We start from the raw sequence: 17,643 nt of genomic DNA, 5'->3' as shown, positions 1-17,643 counted from the left end.
CGACCCGGTCACTGCCCGTAGGGCTGCCGCGCCGTCTCGGGGTCGCCGTAGGTGATCGCTCGCTCCCGCCGGGTGTCGGTGAGCAGTGTTGCGCCCCATGTCATGACGGTTCCCATCCGGTTGCGGACACCCGCCAGGAAGGCGATGTGGATGACACCCCATGCGACCCAGCCGAGGAACCCCGACAGCTGGAGCGGGCCCGACTGTACGATCGCGTGGCGGCGGGCGATGTAGGCCGCGGTCCCCAGATCGCGGTATCTGAACGGAGTTCTTTCCCGTTGGCCGGCAACAGTTTCCGCGATCACCGCGCCGGCATGCCGGCCGCCCTGCATGGCCACCTCGGCGACCCCGGGCAGGTCTCGGTAGGAACTCATGTCGCCGCAGACGAAGATGTCGGGATGGCCCGGGACCGAGAGATCGTCCTCGACCGGTATCCGCCCGCCGCGGTCCTGTTCGACACCCAGCGACCGGGCGAGTGTGGTGGCGAAGGGGACGGCCTCGACGCCCGTCGTCCACAGCGTCGTGCGCGCCGGGTAGACGTTCTTGGTCCCGTCGGCCTTGCGGGTCGTCTCGACGTGGTCCTCTCCGACCCCGGTGACGTGCACGCCGAGGTGGGTCTCGACGCCGAGGCTGTCGAGCGTGCGCTGGGCGCTGGCCGAGAGCCGCGTCGAGAACGACGGCAGCACGCGGTCGCCGCCGTGGAGCAGCAGCACCCGCGCCTGCGCCGGATCGATCGCGTCGAACTCGCGCTCGAGCGCCAGGGTCGCGACCTCCCGGATCTGTCCGGCGAGCTCGACGCCGGTCGGGCCGCCGCCCGCCACCGCGAAGGTGAGCCAGGACCGCTGCTCCTCCGGGTCGGTGATCGTCTCGGCCATCTCGAACGCGGCCATGATCTTGCGGCGGATCGACAATGCGTCGTCGAGCGTCTTCATCCCGGGCGCGAACTCCGCGAACGCCTCGTTGCCGCGGTAGGCGGTGCGCATCCCGGCGCCGACCACGAGGTAGTCGTAGCCGAGACGGAACGACGACCCGTCGATGCGGTCGACCGTCACCTCGTGACCCTCGACGTCGATGCCCGACGCCTCGCCGAGGACGACGTCGAGGTTCTTGTGCCGACGGGTCAGATGCCGAACCGGGCTGGAGATCGCGCCCTCGGACAACAGACCAGTGGCGCACTGGTACAGCAGCGGCTGGAACAGATGGCTGGTCCCGCGGTCGACGATGGTGACGTCGACCGGCTCGTTCTTGAGCCTGCGGGCGCAGTGCATACCCGCGAATCCGGCACCGATCACAACAACTCTGGGTCTCGAGGGGGCCATTCGACCGATTGTTCCAGACATTTCGCGGTTCTCGACGGGTGTTTACCGCCTCTACGGACGGGTATGCCTCGCGACGTGGAAGCCAAAGTCACCTTGACCGTGAACGGCGCCGAGCACGATGTCGTCGTGGACACGCGAACAACACTGCTCGACGGTCTGCGTGACCGGTTGGGCATCTACTCACCCAAGAAGGGCTGCGACCACGGCCAGTGCGGTTCGTGCACCGTGCTGGCCGACGGGAGGCGCATCGTCAGTTGCCTGTCCTTCGCCGTGTCCTACGACGGCAGCGACATCGTGACCGCCGAGGGCCTGGGCGACGGCGACGAGCTGCACGAGATGCAGCAGGCGTTCATCGACGAGGACGCCTTCCAGTGCGGTTACTGCACGCCCGGCCAGCTGTGCTCGGCGATCGGGATGCTCGACGAGGCGAAACAGGGGTACCCCAGTCACGTCACCGACGACCTCGACCCGTCGTCGAGCGGCGATGTGAGTCCGTTGGCCGACGACGAGATCCGGGAACGGATGAGCGGCAACCTCTGCCGATGCGCGGCGTACCCGAACATCCTCGCGGCGATCCGACAGGCGGCCGATCGATGATCCCGTTCACCTACGAGCGTGCGACCGACGTCCCCACCACCGTGGACTTCCTGCGGGACCACGACGGCGCGAAGCTGATCGCCGGCGGCACCAACCTGGTCGACCACATGAAGCTGGGCGTCGCCGACCCGCCGGCGCTGCTCGACATCTCCCGCCTGCCGCTCGACGACATCACCGAACGGCCGGACGGCTCGCTCCGGCTCGGCGCCACCGCCCGCAACGCCGACACCGCCGCCCATCCCCTCGTCCGACGCCGCTACCCCGTCCTGGCCCGCGCCCTGCTCTCGGGCGCCTCTCCGCAGTTGCGCAACCTCGCGACCAATGCGGGAAACCTGTTGCAGCGCACCAGATGCGTCTACTTCCAGGACGTCACGACCCCGTGCAACAAGCGGACGCCGGGCTCGGGCTGCTCGGCCGTCGGCGGATACACGCGGTATCACGCCATCCTGGGTGCATCCGAGACCTGTGTCGCGACCCACCCCTCGGACATGGCGGTGGCCCTCACGGCGCTCGACGCGCGCATCGTCGTGCAAGGCCCCGACGGCGAGCGCGTGGTGGACATCGGTGACTTCTACCGGCTCCCGGGTGAGCATCCCGAACGGGACACGATTCTCGAGCCGCACGATGTCATCGTGGCCATCGACGTGCCACCGCCCCTACCCGACTCGTCGTCGACCTACCGCAAGGTGCGCGACCGTGCGTCGTACGCCTTCGCGCTCGTGTCCGTCGGGGCCGAGGTGAGCATGGACGGCGACGCCATCGGCGAAACGCGGATCGCGTTCGGCGGTGTCGCGCACAAGCCCTGGCGGGCCGCGCGGGCCGAAGAGGTGCTGCGTGGTCAGCGCCCTTCGACCGAATTGTTCGCCGCGGCAGCCGATGCCGAACTCGGCGAGGCCCGTGCACTCGAGGGCAACGAGTTCAAGGTGCCCCTCGCACGCCGCACCCTGATCGCCACCCTGCGGGAGCTGAGCACTCGATGACCGCGATCGGTACCTCCCACGCCCGCATCGACGGCGCCGACAAGGTGCGCGGCACCGCGCCGTATGCCTACGAGCACCTCACCGAGGCCGCGTACCTGTGGCCGATCACCGCGACCATCGCGCGCGGACGCATCACCGGATTCGACACGACCGCAGCCGAATCGACGCCCGGCGTGCTCTTCGTGCTCACCCCGGACAATGCACCGGAACTGGCCGACACCTCCAGCGGCGACCTCACGATCCTGCAGTCGCCCGAAATCGCCTACCGCGGGCAGCTCGTCGGCGCCGTCGTCGCGGAGAGTCCCGAGACGGCGCGTGAAGCCGCCTCGGCGGTGACCGTCACCTATGACGAGGACGCCCACGACACCGAGTTCCGCGTCGATCACCCCGACAGCTACCGGCCCGAACAGGTCAACGGCGGGTTCGAGCCCACCTCACAGGACGGCCACCCCGATCGAATCCTGGACGAGGCGGCCAGTACCGCCGGCGGGGACACCGTCACGGTCGACCAGTGGTACTCCACCCCGGAGGAACACAACAACCCGATGGAGCCGCACACCGTGGTGGCCACCTGGGATGCGGATGCCGCTGTCCTCACGCTCTACGACTCGACCCAGTCGACCCAGGGCGTGGTGTCCTCGCTGGCGCCGGTGCTGGGTCTCGAACCCGAGCAGATGAGGGTGATCGCGCCGCACGTCGGCGGTGGATTCGGGTCGAAGGGCTCGCCGCACTCGCACGACGTGCTCGCGGCCATGGCGGCCATGCGCCTGCCCGGTCGTCCGGTGAAGTTCGCGGTGACCCGGCAGCACATGTTCGTCTACGTCGGACACCGCGCGCCCACCCAATCCCGTCTGCGGCTGGCCGCCGATCGCAACGGCCACATCACCGCGATGGTGCACGAGGCGTTCACCCACAGCGCACACGCCGGGGAGTTCGCCGAGCAGGCCGCGGTCACCTCACGATCGATGTACTCGGCCGACCATCGGCGGACCGATCACCACGTCGTCCCCCTCGATGTCCCGGTCCCGTTCTAGATGCGTGCGCCCGGCGAGGCTCCGGGGATGTTCGCCGGCGAGGTCGCCATGGACGAACTGGCACATGCCCTCGACCTCGATCCGATCGAGTTGCGTGTGCGCAACGAACCGCCCGAGGACCCCGAGACGGGCAACCCGTGGTCGTCGCGGCGGCTGCTCGACTGTCTCCGCGAGGGAGCCCGACGATTCGGCTGGGAGCGGCGTGTGGCGGAGCCGGCGGCCCGCCGGAACGGTCGGCAGCTGGTCGGCCTGGGGGTCGCGTCGTCGACCTATCCCCACATGGTGCAGCCGGGCAACGCGGCGTCGATCACCCATCGCGACGGGCGGTACACGGTCCGGATCGCCGCCACCGACATCGGCACCGGTGCGTGGACGACCCTGAAGATCATCGCCGCCGACGCGCTCGACGTACCCACCGACGTCGTCGACATCGAGATCGGCGACAGCGCGCTGCCCAGCGCGACCGTCGCCGGCGGTTCGTCGGGCACCTCGTCCTGGGGATCGGCCATCGTCACCGCCGCGCATCAGTTCCGTGCACGTTTCGGCGACGATCCGCCTCCGGACGCCGAACTCAGCGCGGAGGCGGCGGACAACCCCGATCTCGAGAAGTTCACCGTGGCCTCGTTCGGCGCGCACTTCGTCGAGGTCGGCGTCGACATCGACACCGGGGAGATCCGCATCCCGCGCATGCTCGGGGTGTTCTCCATCGGCCGCGCCATCAACCCGCGCACCGTCCGTTCGCAACTCATCGGCGGCATGACCTTCGGTATCTCGATGGCGTTGCACGAGGAGAGCGTCCGCGATCACCGGTTCGGCCACGTGGTCACGCAGGATCTCGCCGAGTACCACATCCCCGTGCACGCCGACATCGCCGACGTCGACGCGATCTGCCTCGACGACCGCGACGAACACGCCACCCCGATGGGTTCGCGCGGAGCGGGCGAGATCGGGATCGTCGGCAGTGCCGCCGCGGTGGTCAACGCGATCTACAACGCCACCGGGGTACGGGTCCGGGACCTGCCGGCGCACCTCGACGATCTACTCGGCGGACTGCCTGACCAGTAGTCGCCGCCCTGCGGTGCGGAGTCAGGCCGCGCCCGGGTAGCTCGACCACCCCGGTACCGGCTGCTGGGCCGGCCACGGCTCGGTGTCGGCCATCGGCAGCCAATGCGGCATACCGTCCGGAGTCATTGCGGCGCATGCCTTCTGATCCGGGGTCGGCGTCGGATACAGGGCCGCGAAGTCGTAGCGGGAGGTGTACCAGCCGCCGAACACGTCGGCGCCGGGCGTCCGCTCACCCCCGCGTGGTGCGGCCGCGGGATCGGTTCCCACCCGGCGGATGTCGATCTCCACCGGCCGCGGGGTGTCGTATCCGACGGTCCACGCACCGTTCTGCTGCACCGACCGATACCCGTGACGGCACATCACGATTCGCGCCCAACCGTTGTCGTCGACGCGGCGCAACCCCTGATAGAAGGCGGTGCCGACCTCGCGGCCCGAGGTCGACTGGATCGTGGGGTACGCCGTCACCATCTGGTCGATGTTCGACGGCGCGGCGTCGGCGAAACCGGGGTAGCCCCACCGCGCCGACCGTCCGGCGTTGGCGAGTTCGAAGGACTCGGTGAAGGCTCGGACGAAGGTGCCCTCGGCGGACTGCGGATCGAGGACACCGGTCGCGGTCCAGCGGAAGGTGGTGTCGAATCCGGGCGGCAGATGCGCGTCCTGCGCGGCGCGGGCCGGCGGTGTCCGCTCCGGTACGTCGGGCCCGGTGGCGCATGCCGCGAGGCCGGCTCCCACGACGAGCGCGGCGAGAATCGCGGTGAGGCGTCGACGACGATCGTGCGCCACGGTGATCACCCGCTTCGACGAGAGTGCGGTCCGTTACCCGGCTATGTCTGCACCCTAGACATGGACGCTTGTCCCACGTGGGATCACCGTGCACCGGAACGGCGACGAGAAGGTCTCGAAATGGGCACGCTGAACCCAGGTCAGGGCCGCTTGTCGATGTCCACGCCGGACGCCAGATCTCCGCACTCGACGCGGGTCACCGCCCGGGACCGGAGATACACCTGAGCACCCACGTCACCATCGACCACACGCAGAGCCGGTCCGAAATGGTCGGCACCGATGTACACCGGGTGCCCCGGACTGCCGTCGAAGACCGCTCGCGCGAGAAGGGCGCGGTCACCCGATGCCGCGCCCAGGACGCGGGCGACGACGTCGGCTCCCGTGGCCGGGGTGTCGACCACGTGCACGGTCAGCCCCGCCGCGTCCGGTCGTCCCATCGCCCACCGCAGGGCCGCCGCCACCGTGGCGCCGACGCCGTCGGCCCAGTCCTCGACAATCAGCGTCTCGGCACCGGCCGGTGGTTCGACGACCGCGGCGCCCATGGCGACCGTCACCTCGGAGCAACCGCCGTCGCGCAACGCCGCGACCGCCCGCTCGAGCCACCGGCCGTCGTGCGCGAGGATCTTCGGCATCCCGTACCTGGTCCCGGCTCCGGCGGCGAGTACCACACCGAGCACCCGTCCCGCGGGGTCGTCCGGGGGCGCTGCCCCGGTGACGTCGTCCATCGCCCCATCTTCCACGCGCCGTCTGCGCCCACGCCTCCTAGGCTGGTCATCATGCGGCTCAACGAGACGGACGACGACGAAGCCCGTGCAGCGCTGCGCAGCTGTTGCGCATCGACGGCCTGGATCGAGCGCATGATGCTCGCGCGGCCCTTCGGCGATGTACCCGCTGTGCTCGATGCCGCCGATCGAGCACTGGCCGAGATCAGCGAGGACGACCTCGACGAGGCGCTCGCCGGGCATCCGCGGATCGGTGACCGGCCCGACAACGCCTCGTCGGCGCGCGAACAGTCCGGGGTGGCGGGCTCGTCGGCCTCGGTGCTCGCCGAGCTGAGAGACGCCAATGTCGCCTACGAGGCGCGGTTCGGGCACGTCTACCTGGTCTTCGCGAACGGGCGGCCCGCCGACGAGCTGCTCGCCATCCTCCGGACGCGGATGACCAACGACGCCTCCACCGAACGCCGGGTACTGCGTGCGGAACTGGCGAAGATCAACCGCGCCCGCCTGCTCCGTATGCTGTCGACCGAGCACGCCGCCGACGAAGGGATTTCGAGATGACCGGTCTGTCCACGCACGTCCTCGACGCGGTGTCGGGTTCACCCGCCGTCGGCCTCGAGGTGTCCCTCCAGGATGCGTCGGGGACCGAATTGTCCAGCGGCAGCACCGATTCCGACGGTCGCATCACCTCAGTCAACACCGAGGCGCTCGTCCCCGGGATCTACCACCTCGTCTTCGACACCGGGAACTGGTTCGCCGACAACGACATCAAGGGTTTCTATCCCGAGATCGACATCTGTTTCGAGATCGACGATCCCGAGCGGCATCACCATGTACCGATCCTGTTGAGCCCCTTCGCCTACTCGACGTACCGGGGTAGCTGAGCCGGCGGCGGGGCGAGGCGCCCCGCCGCCGATCTGCTCAGCGGATCTCGATCAGCAGATCCCCCGGGGCGACCTGGGTGACCTGTCCGATGGCGAGTCGGGTCACGGTGCCCGCGACCGGGGCGGTGATCGCCGCCTCCATCTTCATCGCCTCGATGGTGCCGATCGTCGCGCCGGCGGCGACCTCGTCGCCGACATCGACCGACAGCGACACGACGCCCGCGAACGGGGCACCGATGTGGTGCGGGTTGGAGCGGTCCGCCTTCTCCGCCGACGCGACAGCCGAGTCGACGGAGTGGTCGCGCACCGCGATCGGACGCAGCTGACCGTTCAGGACGCACATGACGGTTCGCATGCCCTGCTCGTCCGGTTCGCTGACCGCCTCCAGCCCGATGAGCAGATCGACACCGGGTTCGAGTTCGACGCGGTGTTCCTCGCCGTAGCGCAGTCCGTAGAAGAACTGGTTGGCCGAGAGCCTCGACGTGTCACCGTAGGCCTCGTAGTGCTCCTCGAATTCCTTTGCCGGACCGGGGAAGAGCAGGTGGTTGAGCCGGACCTGACGGTCACGACCCGGCTTGTCGAGGATGGCCTCGTCGTCGGCGGACAGTGGGGTGACCTCGGGGGCCGGCGCGCGGCCCTGCAGCGCGAGGGTGCGCAGCGGTTCGGGCCAGCCACCGGGTGGGTCGCCCAGCTCGCCGCGCAGGAAGCCGATCACCGAGTCCGGGATGTCGTAGGAGGCCGGGTCGGCCGCGAAGTCCGAGGCGGTGATGCCGCGGCCGACCAGCGCGAGCGCGAGGTCGCCGACGACCTTCGACGACGGGGTCACCTTGACCAGTCGGCCGAGCATCGAATCAGCGGCGGCGTACGCCTGCTCGACGGCCTCGAACCTGTTGCCCAGCCCGAGGGAGATGGCCTGCTGCCGCAGGTTCGACAGCTGCCCGCCCGGGATCTCGTGGGAGTAGACCCGCCCGGTCGGCGCCGGGAGACCGGACTCGAACGGCGAGTAGACCTTTCGCAGCGCCTCCCAGTACGGCTCGAGGTCGCACACCCGCGCGAGGTCGATGCCGCTGTCCCGCTCGGTGTGGGCGGTCGCGGCGACGATCGCCGACAGCGGCGGCTGGCTCGTGGTGCCCGCCAGCGCGGCACTGGCGCCGTCGACCGCGTCGGCCCCCGCCTGCCACGCGGCCATGTAGGTCGCCAGCTGTCCGCCCGGGGTGTCGTGGGTGTGCACGTGGATCGGCAGATCGAACTCACGCCGCAGCGCCGACACCAGGGTGGTCGCCGCGGGAGCGCGCAGCAGACCCGCCATGTCCTTGATCGCCAGGACGTGCGCGCCCGCCTCCACGATCTGTTCGGCCAGCCGCAGGTAGTAGTCGAGCGTGTAGAGGTCCTCGCCCGGGTCGGACAGATCGCCGGTGTAGCTCATCGCCACCTCGGCCACCGCCGTACCGGTCTCGCGGACCGCGTCGATCGCGGGTCGCATCGCGTCGATGTTGTTGAGCGCGTCGAAGATCCGGAAGATGTCGATGCCGACGTCGGTCGCCTCGGACACGAACGCGGTCGTCACCTTGGTGGGATACGGCGTGTAACCGACCGTGTTGGCGCCGCGCAACAGCATCTGCAGACAGATGTTGGGGATCGCCTCCCGCAACTGCGCCAGCCGATCCCACGGGTCTTCCTTCAGGAAGCGAAGCGCCACATCGTAGGTCGCCCCGCCCCAGCACTCGACGGACAGCAGTTCGGGGGTCAGCGCGGCCACGTACGGCGCCACGTTGAGCAGCCCGTTGGTGCGCACGCGAGTCGCGAGCAGCGATTGATGCGCATCGCGGAACGTCGTGTCGGTGATGCCCAGCCGCGGGTTCTCGCGCAGGTCGCGCGCGAACCCCTCGGGTCCGAGCTCCAACAGACGCTGCCGCGAGCCGTTCGGCGGCGACGTGAGCACCGAACGCTCGACGGTGGGCAGCTTGTCGCGCGGGTACACCGTGGTGGGCCGCTCACCGTGCGGCTTGTTCACGGTGACGTCGGCCAGGTACGACAGGATCTTGGTACCGCGGTCGGCCGACGAACGCGAGGTCAGCAGACCGGGACGCTCGTCGATGAACGAGGTCGTGACGCGCCCGGCGCGGAAATCCGGATCGTCGAGCACCGCCTGCAGGAACGGGATGTTGGTCGCGACGCCACGGATTCGGAACTCGGCCACGGCGCGGCGCGCACGCCGCACCGCGGTCGGGAAATCCCGTCCGCGACAAGTCAGTTTGACGAGCATCGAGTCGAAGTGACCACTCACCTCGGCACCGAGGTTCGCACCGCCGTCGAGCCGGACGCCGGCACCGCCGGGGCTGCGGTAGGCGGTGATGCGCCCGACATCGGGCCGGAAGCCGTTGGCGGGGTCCTCGGTGGTGATCCGGCACTGCAGCGCGGCACCGCGGATGCGGATCGTGTCCTGGGTCAGTCCGAGATCCGCCAGCGACTCCCCCGATGCGATGCGCAGCTGCGCGCTGACGAGGTCCACATCGGTGATCTCCTCGGTCACCGTGTGCTCGACCTGGATACGCGGGTTCATCTCGATGAACACATGGCGACCCTGTTCGTCGAGCAGGAACTCCACCGTGCCCGCGCACGAGTAGCCGATCGATCGCGCGAAAGCCACTGCGTCCGAGCAGATCTGCTCGCGCAACTCGTCGGAGAGGTTCGGTGCGGGCGCGAGCTCGATCACCTTCTGATGGCGGCGCTGCAGGCTGCAGTCGCGCTCGTAGAGGTGGATGACGTTGCCGTAGGTGTCGGCGAGGATCTGCACCTCGATGTGCCGCGGGTTGACCACGGCCTGCTCCAGGAACACCGTCGCGTCGCCGAACGCGGCCTCGGCCTCGCGCGACGCGGCCGCGATGGCCTCGGCGAGGTCGGCGCGCTCGTCGACACGGCGCATCCCCCGCCCGCCGCCACCCGCGACCGCCTTGACGAAGACCGGCAACTGCATGTCCTGCGCCGCGGCGAGCAACTCGTCGAGATCCGACGACGGCTCCGAACTCGCGAGCACGGGGATCCCCGCCGCCTTCGCCGCGGCCACCGCGGTCGCCTTGTTGCCGGTCATCTCCAGGATGTCGGCGCTCGGGCCCACGAAGGTGATGCCCGCCTCCGCGCACGCGGCGGCGAGACCCTGGTTCTCCGACAGGAATCCGTAACCGGGGTAGATCGCATCGGCGCCACACCGGACCGCCGCGCCGACGACCTCGTCGACCGACAGGTAGGCCCGCACCGGATGTCCCGGCACCCCGATCTGGTAGGACTCGTCGGCCTTCAGCCGGTGCACGGAGTTGCGATCCTCGTACGGGAAGATCGCGACCGTGCGCGCACCCAGTTCGTAGGCGGCGCGGAATGCGCGGATGGCGATCTCGCCGCGGTTGGCGACCAGAACCTTGTCGAACATCGTGGTGTTCTCTTTCTCTCACGCCTGCGCCGGTCCGGCGCGTGCTCAGCGACTCGCACAATCGCGGTGGAGATCGCGCGAACAAACTCCCGGCGGACACGGATCGACGCGAATGTCCCGACGACGCCGACCCGTTTCCACGGGCAGTTCACGTCGTGATCCTACTCACCGAGACCGGCCGTTCGGCCACCCCCTCACACCGCCTTCGACCCCCTCGGAAACCGTGCTCCCCGACGCCGTCCACCGCGTCGGAAAGGCGGCGGCACGGCACTGTGACGCCTCCGGAGAGGTGATCGAAAACAATTGCCGCGCAATGTACGTGGCACTCATTGCCGCAGTGTTGAGAAATACTCTCCAGCAGGATTCGACAATGAGAGATCCGCGGCGTCGGGAATTCGCGAATGCCGATCGATCGCTCCGTCGGAATGCCGACCGATCGCTCTGTCACGGGCTCGCTTTGTCGGCCGACGGCGCACGGGATTAGCGTCGTCGGAACCACTCCGATCCGACCGGAAGGCGTTGCCGTGGGCTTCACCCGTTACGTCGCCTTGGGCGACTCGTTCACCGAGGGAGTCGGCGATCCGGACCCGGCCCGACCCAACGGGGTACGCGGGTGGGCCGACCGTGTCGCCGAACAACTCGCCGTCGCGGCGCCCGCCGAGGGCGGCGCGGGCTTCGGCTATGCGAACCTGGCCATCCGCGGCCGGTTGCTCGACGAGGTGCTCGCCCAGCAGATCGGTCCGGCGATCGCCCTGGAGCCCGACCTGGTCACCATCTACGCCGGCGGCAACGATCTCATGCGCCCGTCCCTCGACCTCGACGCGATGATCGCGCGGTACGACGCGGCCCTGCGCGACCTGACCGCGACGGGCGCCACCGTCGTCGTCTTCACCGCCTACGACACCGGATGGGCTCCGGTGTTCCGGATGCTGCGTGGACGGGTCGCCATCTACAACGAGCTCGTCCGGGCGGTCGCCGAGAAGCACGGTGCAGTGATCTGCGACTTCTGGCGGATGGCCGGTTATGACGACTACCGCATGTGGGACGCCGATCGCCTGCACATGTCGCCGCTCGGTCACGCACAGATGGCCGGCCGGGTCCTCGACCTGCTCGGCGTCGACCACCACATCACGCCCGAGACGCTGGCCGCCGCCGCGGTCGCCACCCGCCGGGAGCAGCGGCGACAGAACGCGGAGTGGGCCCGCACCTTTCTCGGCCCCTGGGTGGTGCGCCGCATCCGCGGCGTCTCGTCGGGCGACGGACTCACCCCGCGCTGGCCCCGTCCCGTCGGCCTGGCAGACCTCGCGTAGCCCGGACGCCGGGGCTTCCCGCCGGGTGCGAACGTCTGCACCCGCGACCCGCCGGATATCCTGGTCGTTCGGAGGTGTGCACAATCGATGAGCGGAACCAGCGGGATGACGGCGTGACCAGCCGCACCGACGCCGACGGGACGACGGACAGCACTCCGGACCTCCCGCCCCCCGATCCCACCGCCGAGAAGCCCCACCCGCGACTCGCGGTGGCCGTGCTCTGCCTCGCCGGCATCGTCGTCGCGCTTATGCAGACGATCATCGTGCCGCTGATCCCTCAGCTGCCCGCTCTGCTCGACGCCGACGCCTCCGACACCACGTGGGCGATCACCATCACGCTGCTGCTCGGCGCGGTCGCCACCCCCATCGGCGGGCGGATCGGCGACATGTACGGCAAACGCCTCGCCATCCTGGTCAGTCTCGGCTTCGTCGCAGCGGGTTCCGTGGCCTGTGCGGTCGCGACGTCGCTCCCGCTGTTCATCATCGGCCGCGGTCTCCAGGGGCTGGGTTTCGGCATCGTCGCGCTCGGCATCAGCGTCATGCGCGACATCGTCCCGCCCCGCCACCTCGGCTCGTCGGTGGGAACGATGAGCGCCTCACTCGGTATCGGCGGTGCGCTCGGGCTCCCCGTCGCCGCTCTCATCGCCCAACACGTGAGCTGGCACGCCCTGTTCTGGTCGTGTGCGGGTGCCGCGACGCTGGCCGGTGTCGGCGTGGCCCTCACGGTCCGCTCCACCGCCAAGCCCTCCGGCGGCCGGTTCGACGCGCTCGGCGCCCTCGGTCTGACGGTGCTCCTCGTCTGTCTGCTGCTGCCGTTGTCCAAGGGCGCCGAGTGGGGATGGTCCGCTCCGCTGACGCTCGGTCTGTTCGCCGGCTTCCTCGTGTCGCTGGGCGCGTGGGTCCTCGTCGAACTCCGTCGCGACAGTCCGTTGATCGATCTCCGCATCCTGGGCAAGCGCCCGCTGCTGTTGACGAATCTGGCCTCGATCGCGACCGGTTTCGCCTTCTACGCGATGCAACTCATCCCGATCCAGTTGCTGATGGCCCCGACGAACAGCCCGGACGGCTTCGGGTACGACATGGTGCACGCGAGTCTCATCCTCGCGCCCAGCGGTCTGGTCATGTTCGTGTTCTCACACATCAGCGGTCGCATCAACGCCGTCTTCGGCGCCCGTATCTCCCTCGCCCTGGGCGCGGTCATCATCGGCATCGGCTACGTGACATTCATCGTCGGGATCGCCGGCCCGTGGGACCTCACCTGGATCCACATGATGGTCATCGCCTGCTGCATCGGCGCGGGCCTCGGCATCGCCTACTCGGCGATGCCGGCCCTCATCATGCAGTCGGTCAGCGTGGAGCAGACCGGCGAGTCCAACGGCGTCAACGCCCTCATGCGGATCATCGGCACCTCGACGGCCGCCGCCGCGGTCGGCATGCTGCTGACGTGGTCGATGATCTCGGTTCCCGTCGCCGACGGCACCGCGATCGAGGTGCCGACCGCCGAGGGCTACCTGTGGGCGTCGGCGATCGCCCTCGTCATGAGTGCGATCGCCGCCGTGGTCGCCTTCGCGATTCCCGCGCACGGCCGCAGCACCGAGACCCCGGTCTGACGACCCGGTCACCTGCGGGCCGGGTCGCCGGCCCACGAGATGCGGACCGTACCGGATGCACGTAGCGTGACGCCGTGCTTCTCTCGACGTCGATCTCCGCGATCCGCTCCGACGGGCGCATCGGCCTCGTACGGTGGGAGCCACCCACCGCCGCATCCCGCCTCCTCGACAGGGCACGCTGATGGACCTCACCGCCGTCTCCCACTACCGGTTCGCGCGCACGCGGGATGAGGCGTTCCCCGCCCCCGGCGAACAGATCGTCGCCGGGGGCACCTGGGTGTTCTCCGAGCCGCAGCCGGCGACCACGGGACTAGTCGACCTGAGCGAGATGGGTTGGGCACCTGTCGAAGACCTGCCGGGAGGTGGTCTCCGGATCGCGGCCACCTGCACGATCGCCGAACTCGTCGCACTCCCCCCGCGCTCCGGCTTCGTGGCCCACCCGATGTTCGCGCAGTGCGCGAACGCACTGCTGGCGTCGTTCAAGATCTGGAACATGGCGACCGTCGGCGGCAACATCTGCCGGTCGTACGCGGCAGCGTCGATGGTCTCGCTGGCGGTCGGGCTCGACGCGACCGCCCACGTGTGGAGTCCCGATGGCACCGACCGCGATCTACCCGTCGCCGAGCTGGTCATCGGCAACGGCATCAACCTCCTGGCACCGGGAGAAGTCCTGCGCGCCATCGACTTCCCCGCCCACGCGTTACGCGCCCGCACCTCCGTGCGCAAGATCGCCCTCGCCGAGCTCAGTCGCTCGGGGGCCGTGGTGACCGGCCGGGTCGACGACGACGGCGCCGCCACCTTCGGGATCACCGCGGCCACCGAATGGCCGACCGTTCTGCGCTACACCGGGTTACCGACCCGCGACGCGCTGCACGACGACATCGTCTCGGCAAGTGGCTATTACACCGACGCGCTGGGTTCGGCCGACTGGCGCCGCGGCGTCTCGGCGGTGCTGGGCGAGGAGATCCGCACGGAGTTGTCGTCGGCGACGAACGGAATCAAGGACATGGGATTCGGAGCCGGCGCATGAGATTCGAGGTCAACGGAGAGTCGCTCGACGCCGAACCCGCTGCGGGACAGTGCCTTCGGATGCTGCTCCGCGAACACGCACACTACGAGGTCAAGAAGGGCTGCGACGCCGGCGACTGCGGGGCGTGTTCGGTGCTCGTCGACGGACAGCCCGTGCACTCCTGCATCTATCCCGCTCACCGCGCCGCCGGGAAGTCGGTGACGACGGTGGCCGGGCTCGGCACCCCCGACGACCTGCACCCCGTCCAGCAGTCCTTCGTCGACAACTTCGGATTCCAGTGCGGTTTCTGCACCGCCGGAATGATCGTGACCGCCTCCACCGTCACCGCCGAGCATCTCCCCGACCTGCCGCGGCGGATGAAGGGAAACCTCTGCCGCTGCACCGGTTACCGCTCCATCCGGGACGCGATCACCGCGGCCGCCACGGGCACCGCATCCCCCGCTGCGCCCGCGGAGCCCGCGCAACGGCCATTCGTGGGCGAGTCGGTCGCTCCGCTCGCCGCCCGGCGCGTGGTGACCGGAACCGAGCCGTACACCTTCGACGTCCCCACGCCCGGGACGTTGCACATCCACGTACTCGGTTCGCCGCACGCGCACGCACGGATCACCGCCATCGACACCACCGACGCCGCCGCGCTACCCGGCGTCGAGCTGATCCTCACCCACGAAAACGTCTCCACTCCGCGGTTTTCCACGGGACGCCACGAGAGCCGCCTCGAGGATCCCGACGACACACTCGTCTTCGACCCGGTGGTGCGATTCGTCGGTCAGCGGGTCGCCGCGGTGGTCGCGTCGTCCCCGGCCGTCGCCGACCAGGCCCTGGCGCTCATCGACGTCACCTACGAAGTTCTGCCCGCGGTCTTCGACCCGGAAGCGGCCAGAGGCCCCGGAGCCCCACTGCTGCACCCCGATCGCACTCCCGCCGACCGGGTCGCCGAGGCCCATCGCAACGTCATCGCCACCTTTCACGAGGGGTTCGGCGGCGACGTCGAGGCCGCACTCGCCGCATCGTCGGCGACTGTGCACGGCACCTGGTCCAGCGGGCGGGTCTCCCACGCCCAGTTGGAAACCCACGGGTCGATCGGGTGGTTCGACGAACACGGGCGCCTCGTCATCCGGACCAGCACCCAGGTCCCGTTCCTGGTCCGCAACGAGCTCGCGCTCCTCTTCGATCTGCCGCCGGAGCGTATCCGGGTCTTCAGCGCCCGGGTGGGCGGTGGGTTCGGCGGCAAGCAGGAGATGCTGACCGAGGACCTCGTCGCCCTGGCCGTACTCCGCACCGGCAAACCCTGCGCCTACGAGATGAGCCGCACCGACGAGCTGACCCGGACCACGTACCGGCATCCGATGCGGGTCACCGTCGACGTCGGCGCCGACGAGGACGGCAGGCTGACGGGCCTGCGGGTGAACCTGTTGTCGGACACCGGCGCCTACGGCAACCACGCGATCGGCGTGATGTTCCACGCCTGCGCCGAATCGGTGTCGGTGTACAACTGCCCGGTGAAGCGGCTCGACGCCGAGGTCGTCTACACCAACAACCCGCCCTCGGGCGCGTTCCGCGGTTACGGCCTCGGCCAGGTGGTCTTCGCCGTGGAGAGCGCGATGGACGAACTCGCGATCGAACTCGGCATCGACCCGTTCGAGTTCCGACGCCGCAACGCCGTCGCCGACGGCGATCCCCTCCTCATCGCACGCGCCGATCCCGAGGTCGACCTGGTCTACGGCAGTTACGGACTCGACCAGTGTCTCGATCTGGCCGAGCGTGCATTGCACGCCGGCAACGGGGTCGAGGCACCGTCGGGAGATCGCTGGCACGTCGGCGAGGGCATGGCCATCGCCGCGATCGCCACCATGGCCCCGCGCGGGCACTTCGCCGACGTCACCGTCGCGGTCGACGCCGCCGGCACGTACCACGTGGGCGTGGGCACCGCCGAGTTCGGCAACGGCACGACCACGGTCCACGCCCAGATCGTCGCCACCGCGCTGTCGACCGGACTGGACCGGGTCTCGCTGTGGCACGGCGACACCGATGCCGTCGTGCACGACACCGGGGCGTTCGCCTCGGCGGGCACGACCGTGGCCGGGAAGGCGCTGCACTCAGCATGTCTCGCGTTGCGTGACGTCCTCGTCGACGCCGCGGCGCGGCTCACCGGAACGGACCCGGCACAGGTCGGCCTCGGCGTGGAGGGCGCGCTCGTCGACGGCCGGATCGTCGGGTTCGGTGATCTCATCGGCGCTGTCGATCCGTCGAACCGGGTCGAGCACCCCGCGGGAGCGCGCGCCGTCGCCGCGGGCGCCGAACGCGGGGAGATGCGGTCCATCGCGTTCAACGTGCAGGCCTTCCGCGTCGCGGTCGACACCGAGACCGGCACCGTTCGCATCCTGCAATCGGTGCACGCGGCCGACGCGGGCACCGTGATGAACCCCGAGCAATGTCGCGGCCAGGTGGAAGGTGGTGTCGCGCAAGGCATCGGCACCGCGCTCTACGAGGAGATCATGATCGACGACGGCGGACGGCCGATCACGAACGTCTTCCGGGTGTACCGCGTCCCGCAGATGGCCGACATCCCCGTCACGGAGGTCTACTTCGCCGAGACCAGCGACGAACTCGGCCCGTTCGGCGCCAAATCGATGAGCGAGTCACCGTACAACCCGGTCGCGCCGGCGCTCGCGAACGCCATCCGTCGCGCACTCGGGAGCCGGCCCGTCGAGACGCCGATGTCACGCGACCGCATCTGGCGACTCGCTCGGCAAGAGACCTGACCCTTTTTCGTTAGCAATGCGCATCGGTTTGCGCGGCAACGGCATCGAGTTCCGGCACATGGTCACAATTCTGGGCCCGCTCTCGCCGAAACGGTTGCGGGGCGGCATGACTCGTAGGACACT

Annotated in this window: 12 protein-coding genes and 1 pseudogene; 9 read left to right on the top strand and 4 right to left on the bottom strand. The window is 69.5% G+C overall.

The genetic code is table 11. The annotated features are described in order from the left end of the window. Window positions 1-8: 8 nt before the first annotated feature. Window positions 9-1,319, bottom strand: a complete 1,311-nt coding sequence (locus LEL84_RS24025; protein ID WP_226512946.1) for an NAD(P)/FAD-dependent oxidoreductase — start codon at window positions 1,317-1,319, stop codon at window positions 9-11. Window positions 1,320-1,394: 75 nt separating this feature from the next. On the opposite strand from LEL84_RS24025, the gene LEL84_RS24020 reads away from it, so the two are divergent. From LEL84_RS24020 to LEL84_RS24010, 3 genes and pseudogenes are all read left to right on the top strand, one after another. Next, entirely contained in the window at window positions 1,395-1,916 is a 522-nt protein-coding gene (locus LEL84_RS24020) for a 2Fe-2S iron-sulfur cluster-binding protein (RefSeq protein WP_226512945.1), read from the top strand. After that, window positions 1,913-2,896, top strand: coding sequence for an FAD binding domain-containing protein (locus tag LEL84_RS24015; protein WP_226512944.1), 984 nt, complete (start codon window positions 1,913-1,915; stop codon window positions 2,894-2,896). The genes LEL84_RS24020 and LEL84_RS24015 overlap by 4 nt, the downstream gene beginning before the upstream one ends. Then, window positions 2,893-4,995, top strand: a pseudogene (locus tag LEL84_RS24010) (xanthine dehydrogenase family protein molybdopterin-binding subunit). The gene LEL84_RS24015 and the pseudogene LEL84_RS24010 overlap by 4 nt, the downstream one beginning before the upstream one ends. Before the next feature lie 21 nt (window positions 4,996-5,016). Here the strand turns inward: LEL84_RS24010 and LEL84_RS24005 are convergent. After that, window positions 5,017-5,787, bottom strand: a complete 771-nt coding sequence (locus tag LEL84_RS24005) for a hypothetical protein (protein WP_226512943.1) — start codon at window positions 5,785-5,787, stop codon at window positions 5,017-5,019. A gap of 131 nt (window positions 5,788-5,918) precedes the next feature. Beyond that, window positions 5,919-6,503, bottom strand: a complete 585-nt coding sequence (locus tag LEL84_RS24000) for an NTP transferase domain-containing protein (protein WP_065630744.1) — start codon at window positions 6,501-6,503, stop codon at window positions 5,919-5,921. 51 nt (window positions 6,504-6,554) lie between these two features. Here LEL84_RS24000 and uraD point away from each other — a divergent pair, with 51 nt between their 5' ends. Further along, the gene (gene uraD / locus LEL84_RS23995) at window positions 6,555-7,058 is read left to right on the top strand and encodes a 2-oxo-4-hydroxy-4-carboxy-5-ureidoimidazoline decarboxylase (RefSeq protein ID WP_226512942.1); all 504 of its coding nucleotides are present in this window, start codon (window positions 6,555-6,557) and stop codon (window positions 7,056-7,058) included. Further along, window positions 7,055-7,381, top strand: a complete 327-nt coding sequence (gene uraH, locus LEL84_RS23990) for a hydroxyisourate hydrolase (RefSeq protein ID WP_226512941.1) — start codon at window positions 7,055-7,057, stop codon at window positions 7,379-7,381. The genes uraD and uraH overlap by 4 nt, the downstream gene beginning before the upstream one ends. Before the next feature lie 37 nt (window positions 7,382-7,418). Here the strand turns inward: uraH and LEL84_RS23985 are convergent, their stop codons facing one another. Further along, on the bottom strand, window positions 7,419-10,808 hold the full coding sequence (locus LEL84_RS23985) for a pyruvate carboxylase (RefSeq protein WP_226512940.1): 3,390 nt from the start codon (window positions 10,806-10,808) through the stop codon (window positions 7,419-7,421). A gap of 524 nt (window positions 10,809-11,332) precedes the next feature. Here LEL84_RS23985 and LEL84_RS23980 point away from each other — a divergent pair. From LEL84_RS23980 to LEL84_RS23965, 4 genes are all read left to right on the top strand, one after another. Continuing rightward, window positions 11,333-12,118: an SGNH/GDSL hydrolase family protein gene (locus tag LEL84_RS23980; RefSeq protein ID WP_226512939.1), complete on the top strand. Its 786-nt coding sequence runs from the start codon at window positions 11,333-11,335 to the stop codon at window positions 12,116-12,118. A gap of 113 nt (window positions 12,119-12,231) precedes the next feature. Then, window positions 12,232-13,728, top strand: coding sequence for an MFS transporter (locus LEL84_RS23975; protein WP_226512938.1), 1,497 nt, complete (start codon window positions 12,232-12,234; stop codon window positions 13,726-13,728). 181 nt (window positions 13,729-13,909) lie between these two features. Beyond that, window positions 13,910-14,758, top strand: a complete 849-nt coding sequence (locus tag LEL84_RS23970; RefSeq protein ID WP_226514400.1) for an FAD binding domain-containing protein — start codon at window positions 13,910-13,912, stop codon at window positions 14,756-14,758. Then, window positions 14,755-17,520, top strand: coding sequence for a molybdopterin-dependent oxidoreductase (locus tag LEL84_RS23965; protein ID WP_226512937.1), 2,766 nt, complete (start codon window positions 14,755-14,757; stop codon window positions 17,518-17,520). Before LEL84_RS23970 ends, LEL84_RS23965 begins: the two co-directional genes overlap by 4 nt. Window positions 17,521-17,643: the final 123 nt, after the last annotated feature.

Source organism: Gordonia sp. WA4-43 (assembly GCF_020520305.1).
In the GTDB taxonomy this organism is placed as follows: domain Bacteria; phylum Actinomycetota; class Actinomycetes; order Mycobacteriales; family Mycobacteriaceae; genus Gordonia; species Gordonia hongkongensis.
Note: the sequence above shows the minus strand (reverse complement) of the source record. Positions and strands in the feature narration are given on the sequence as shown.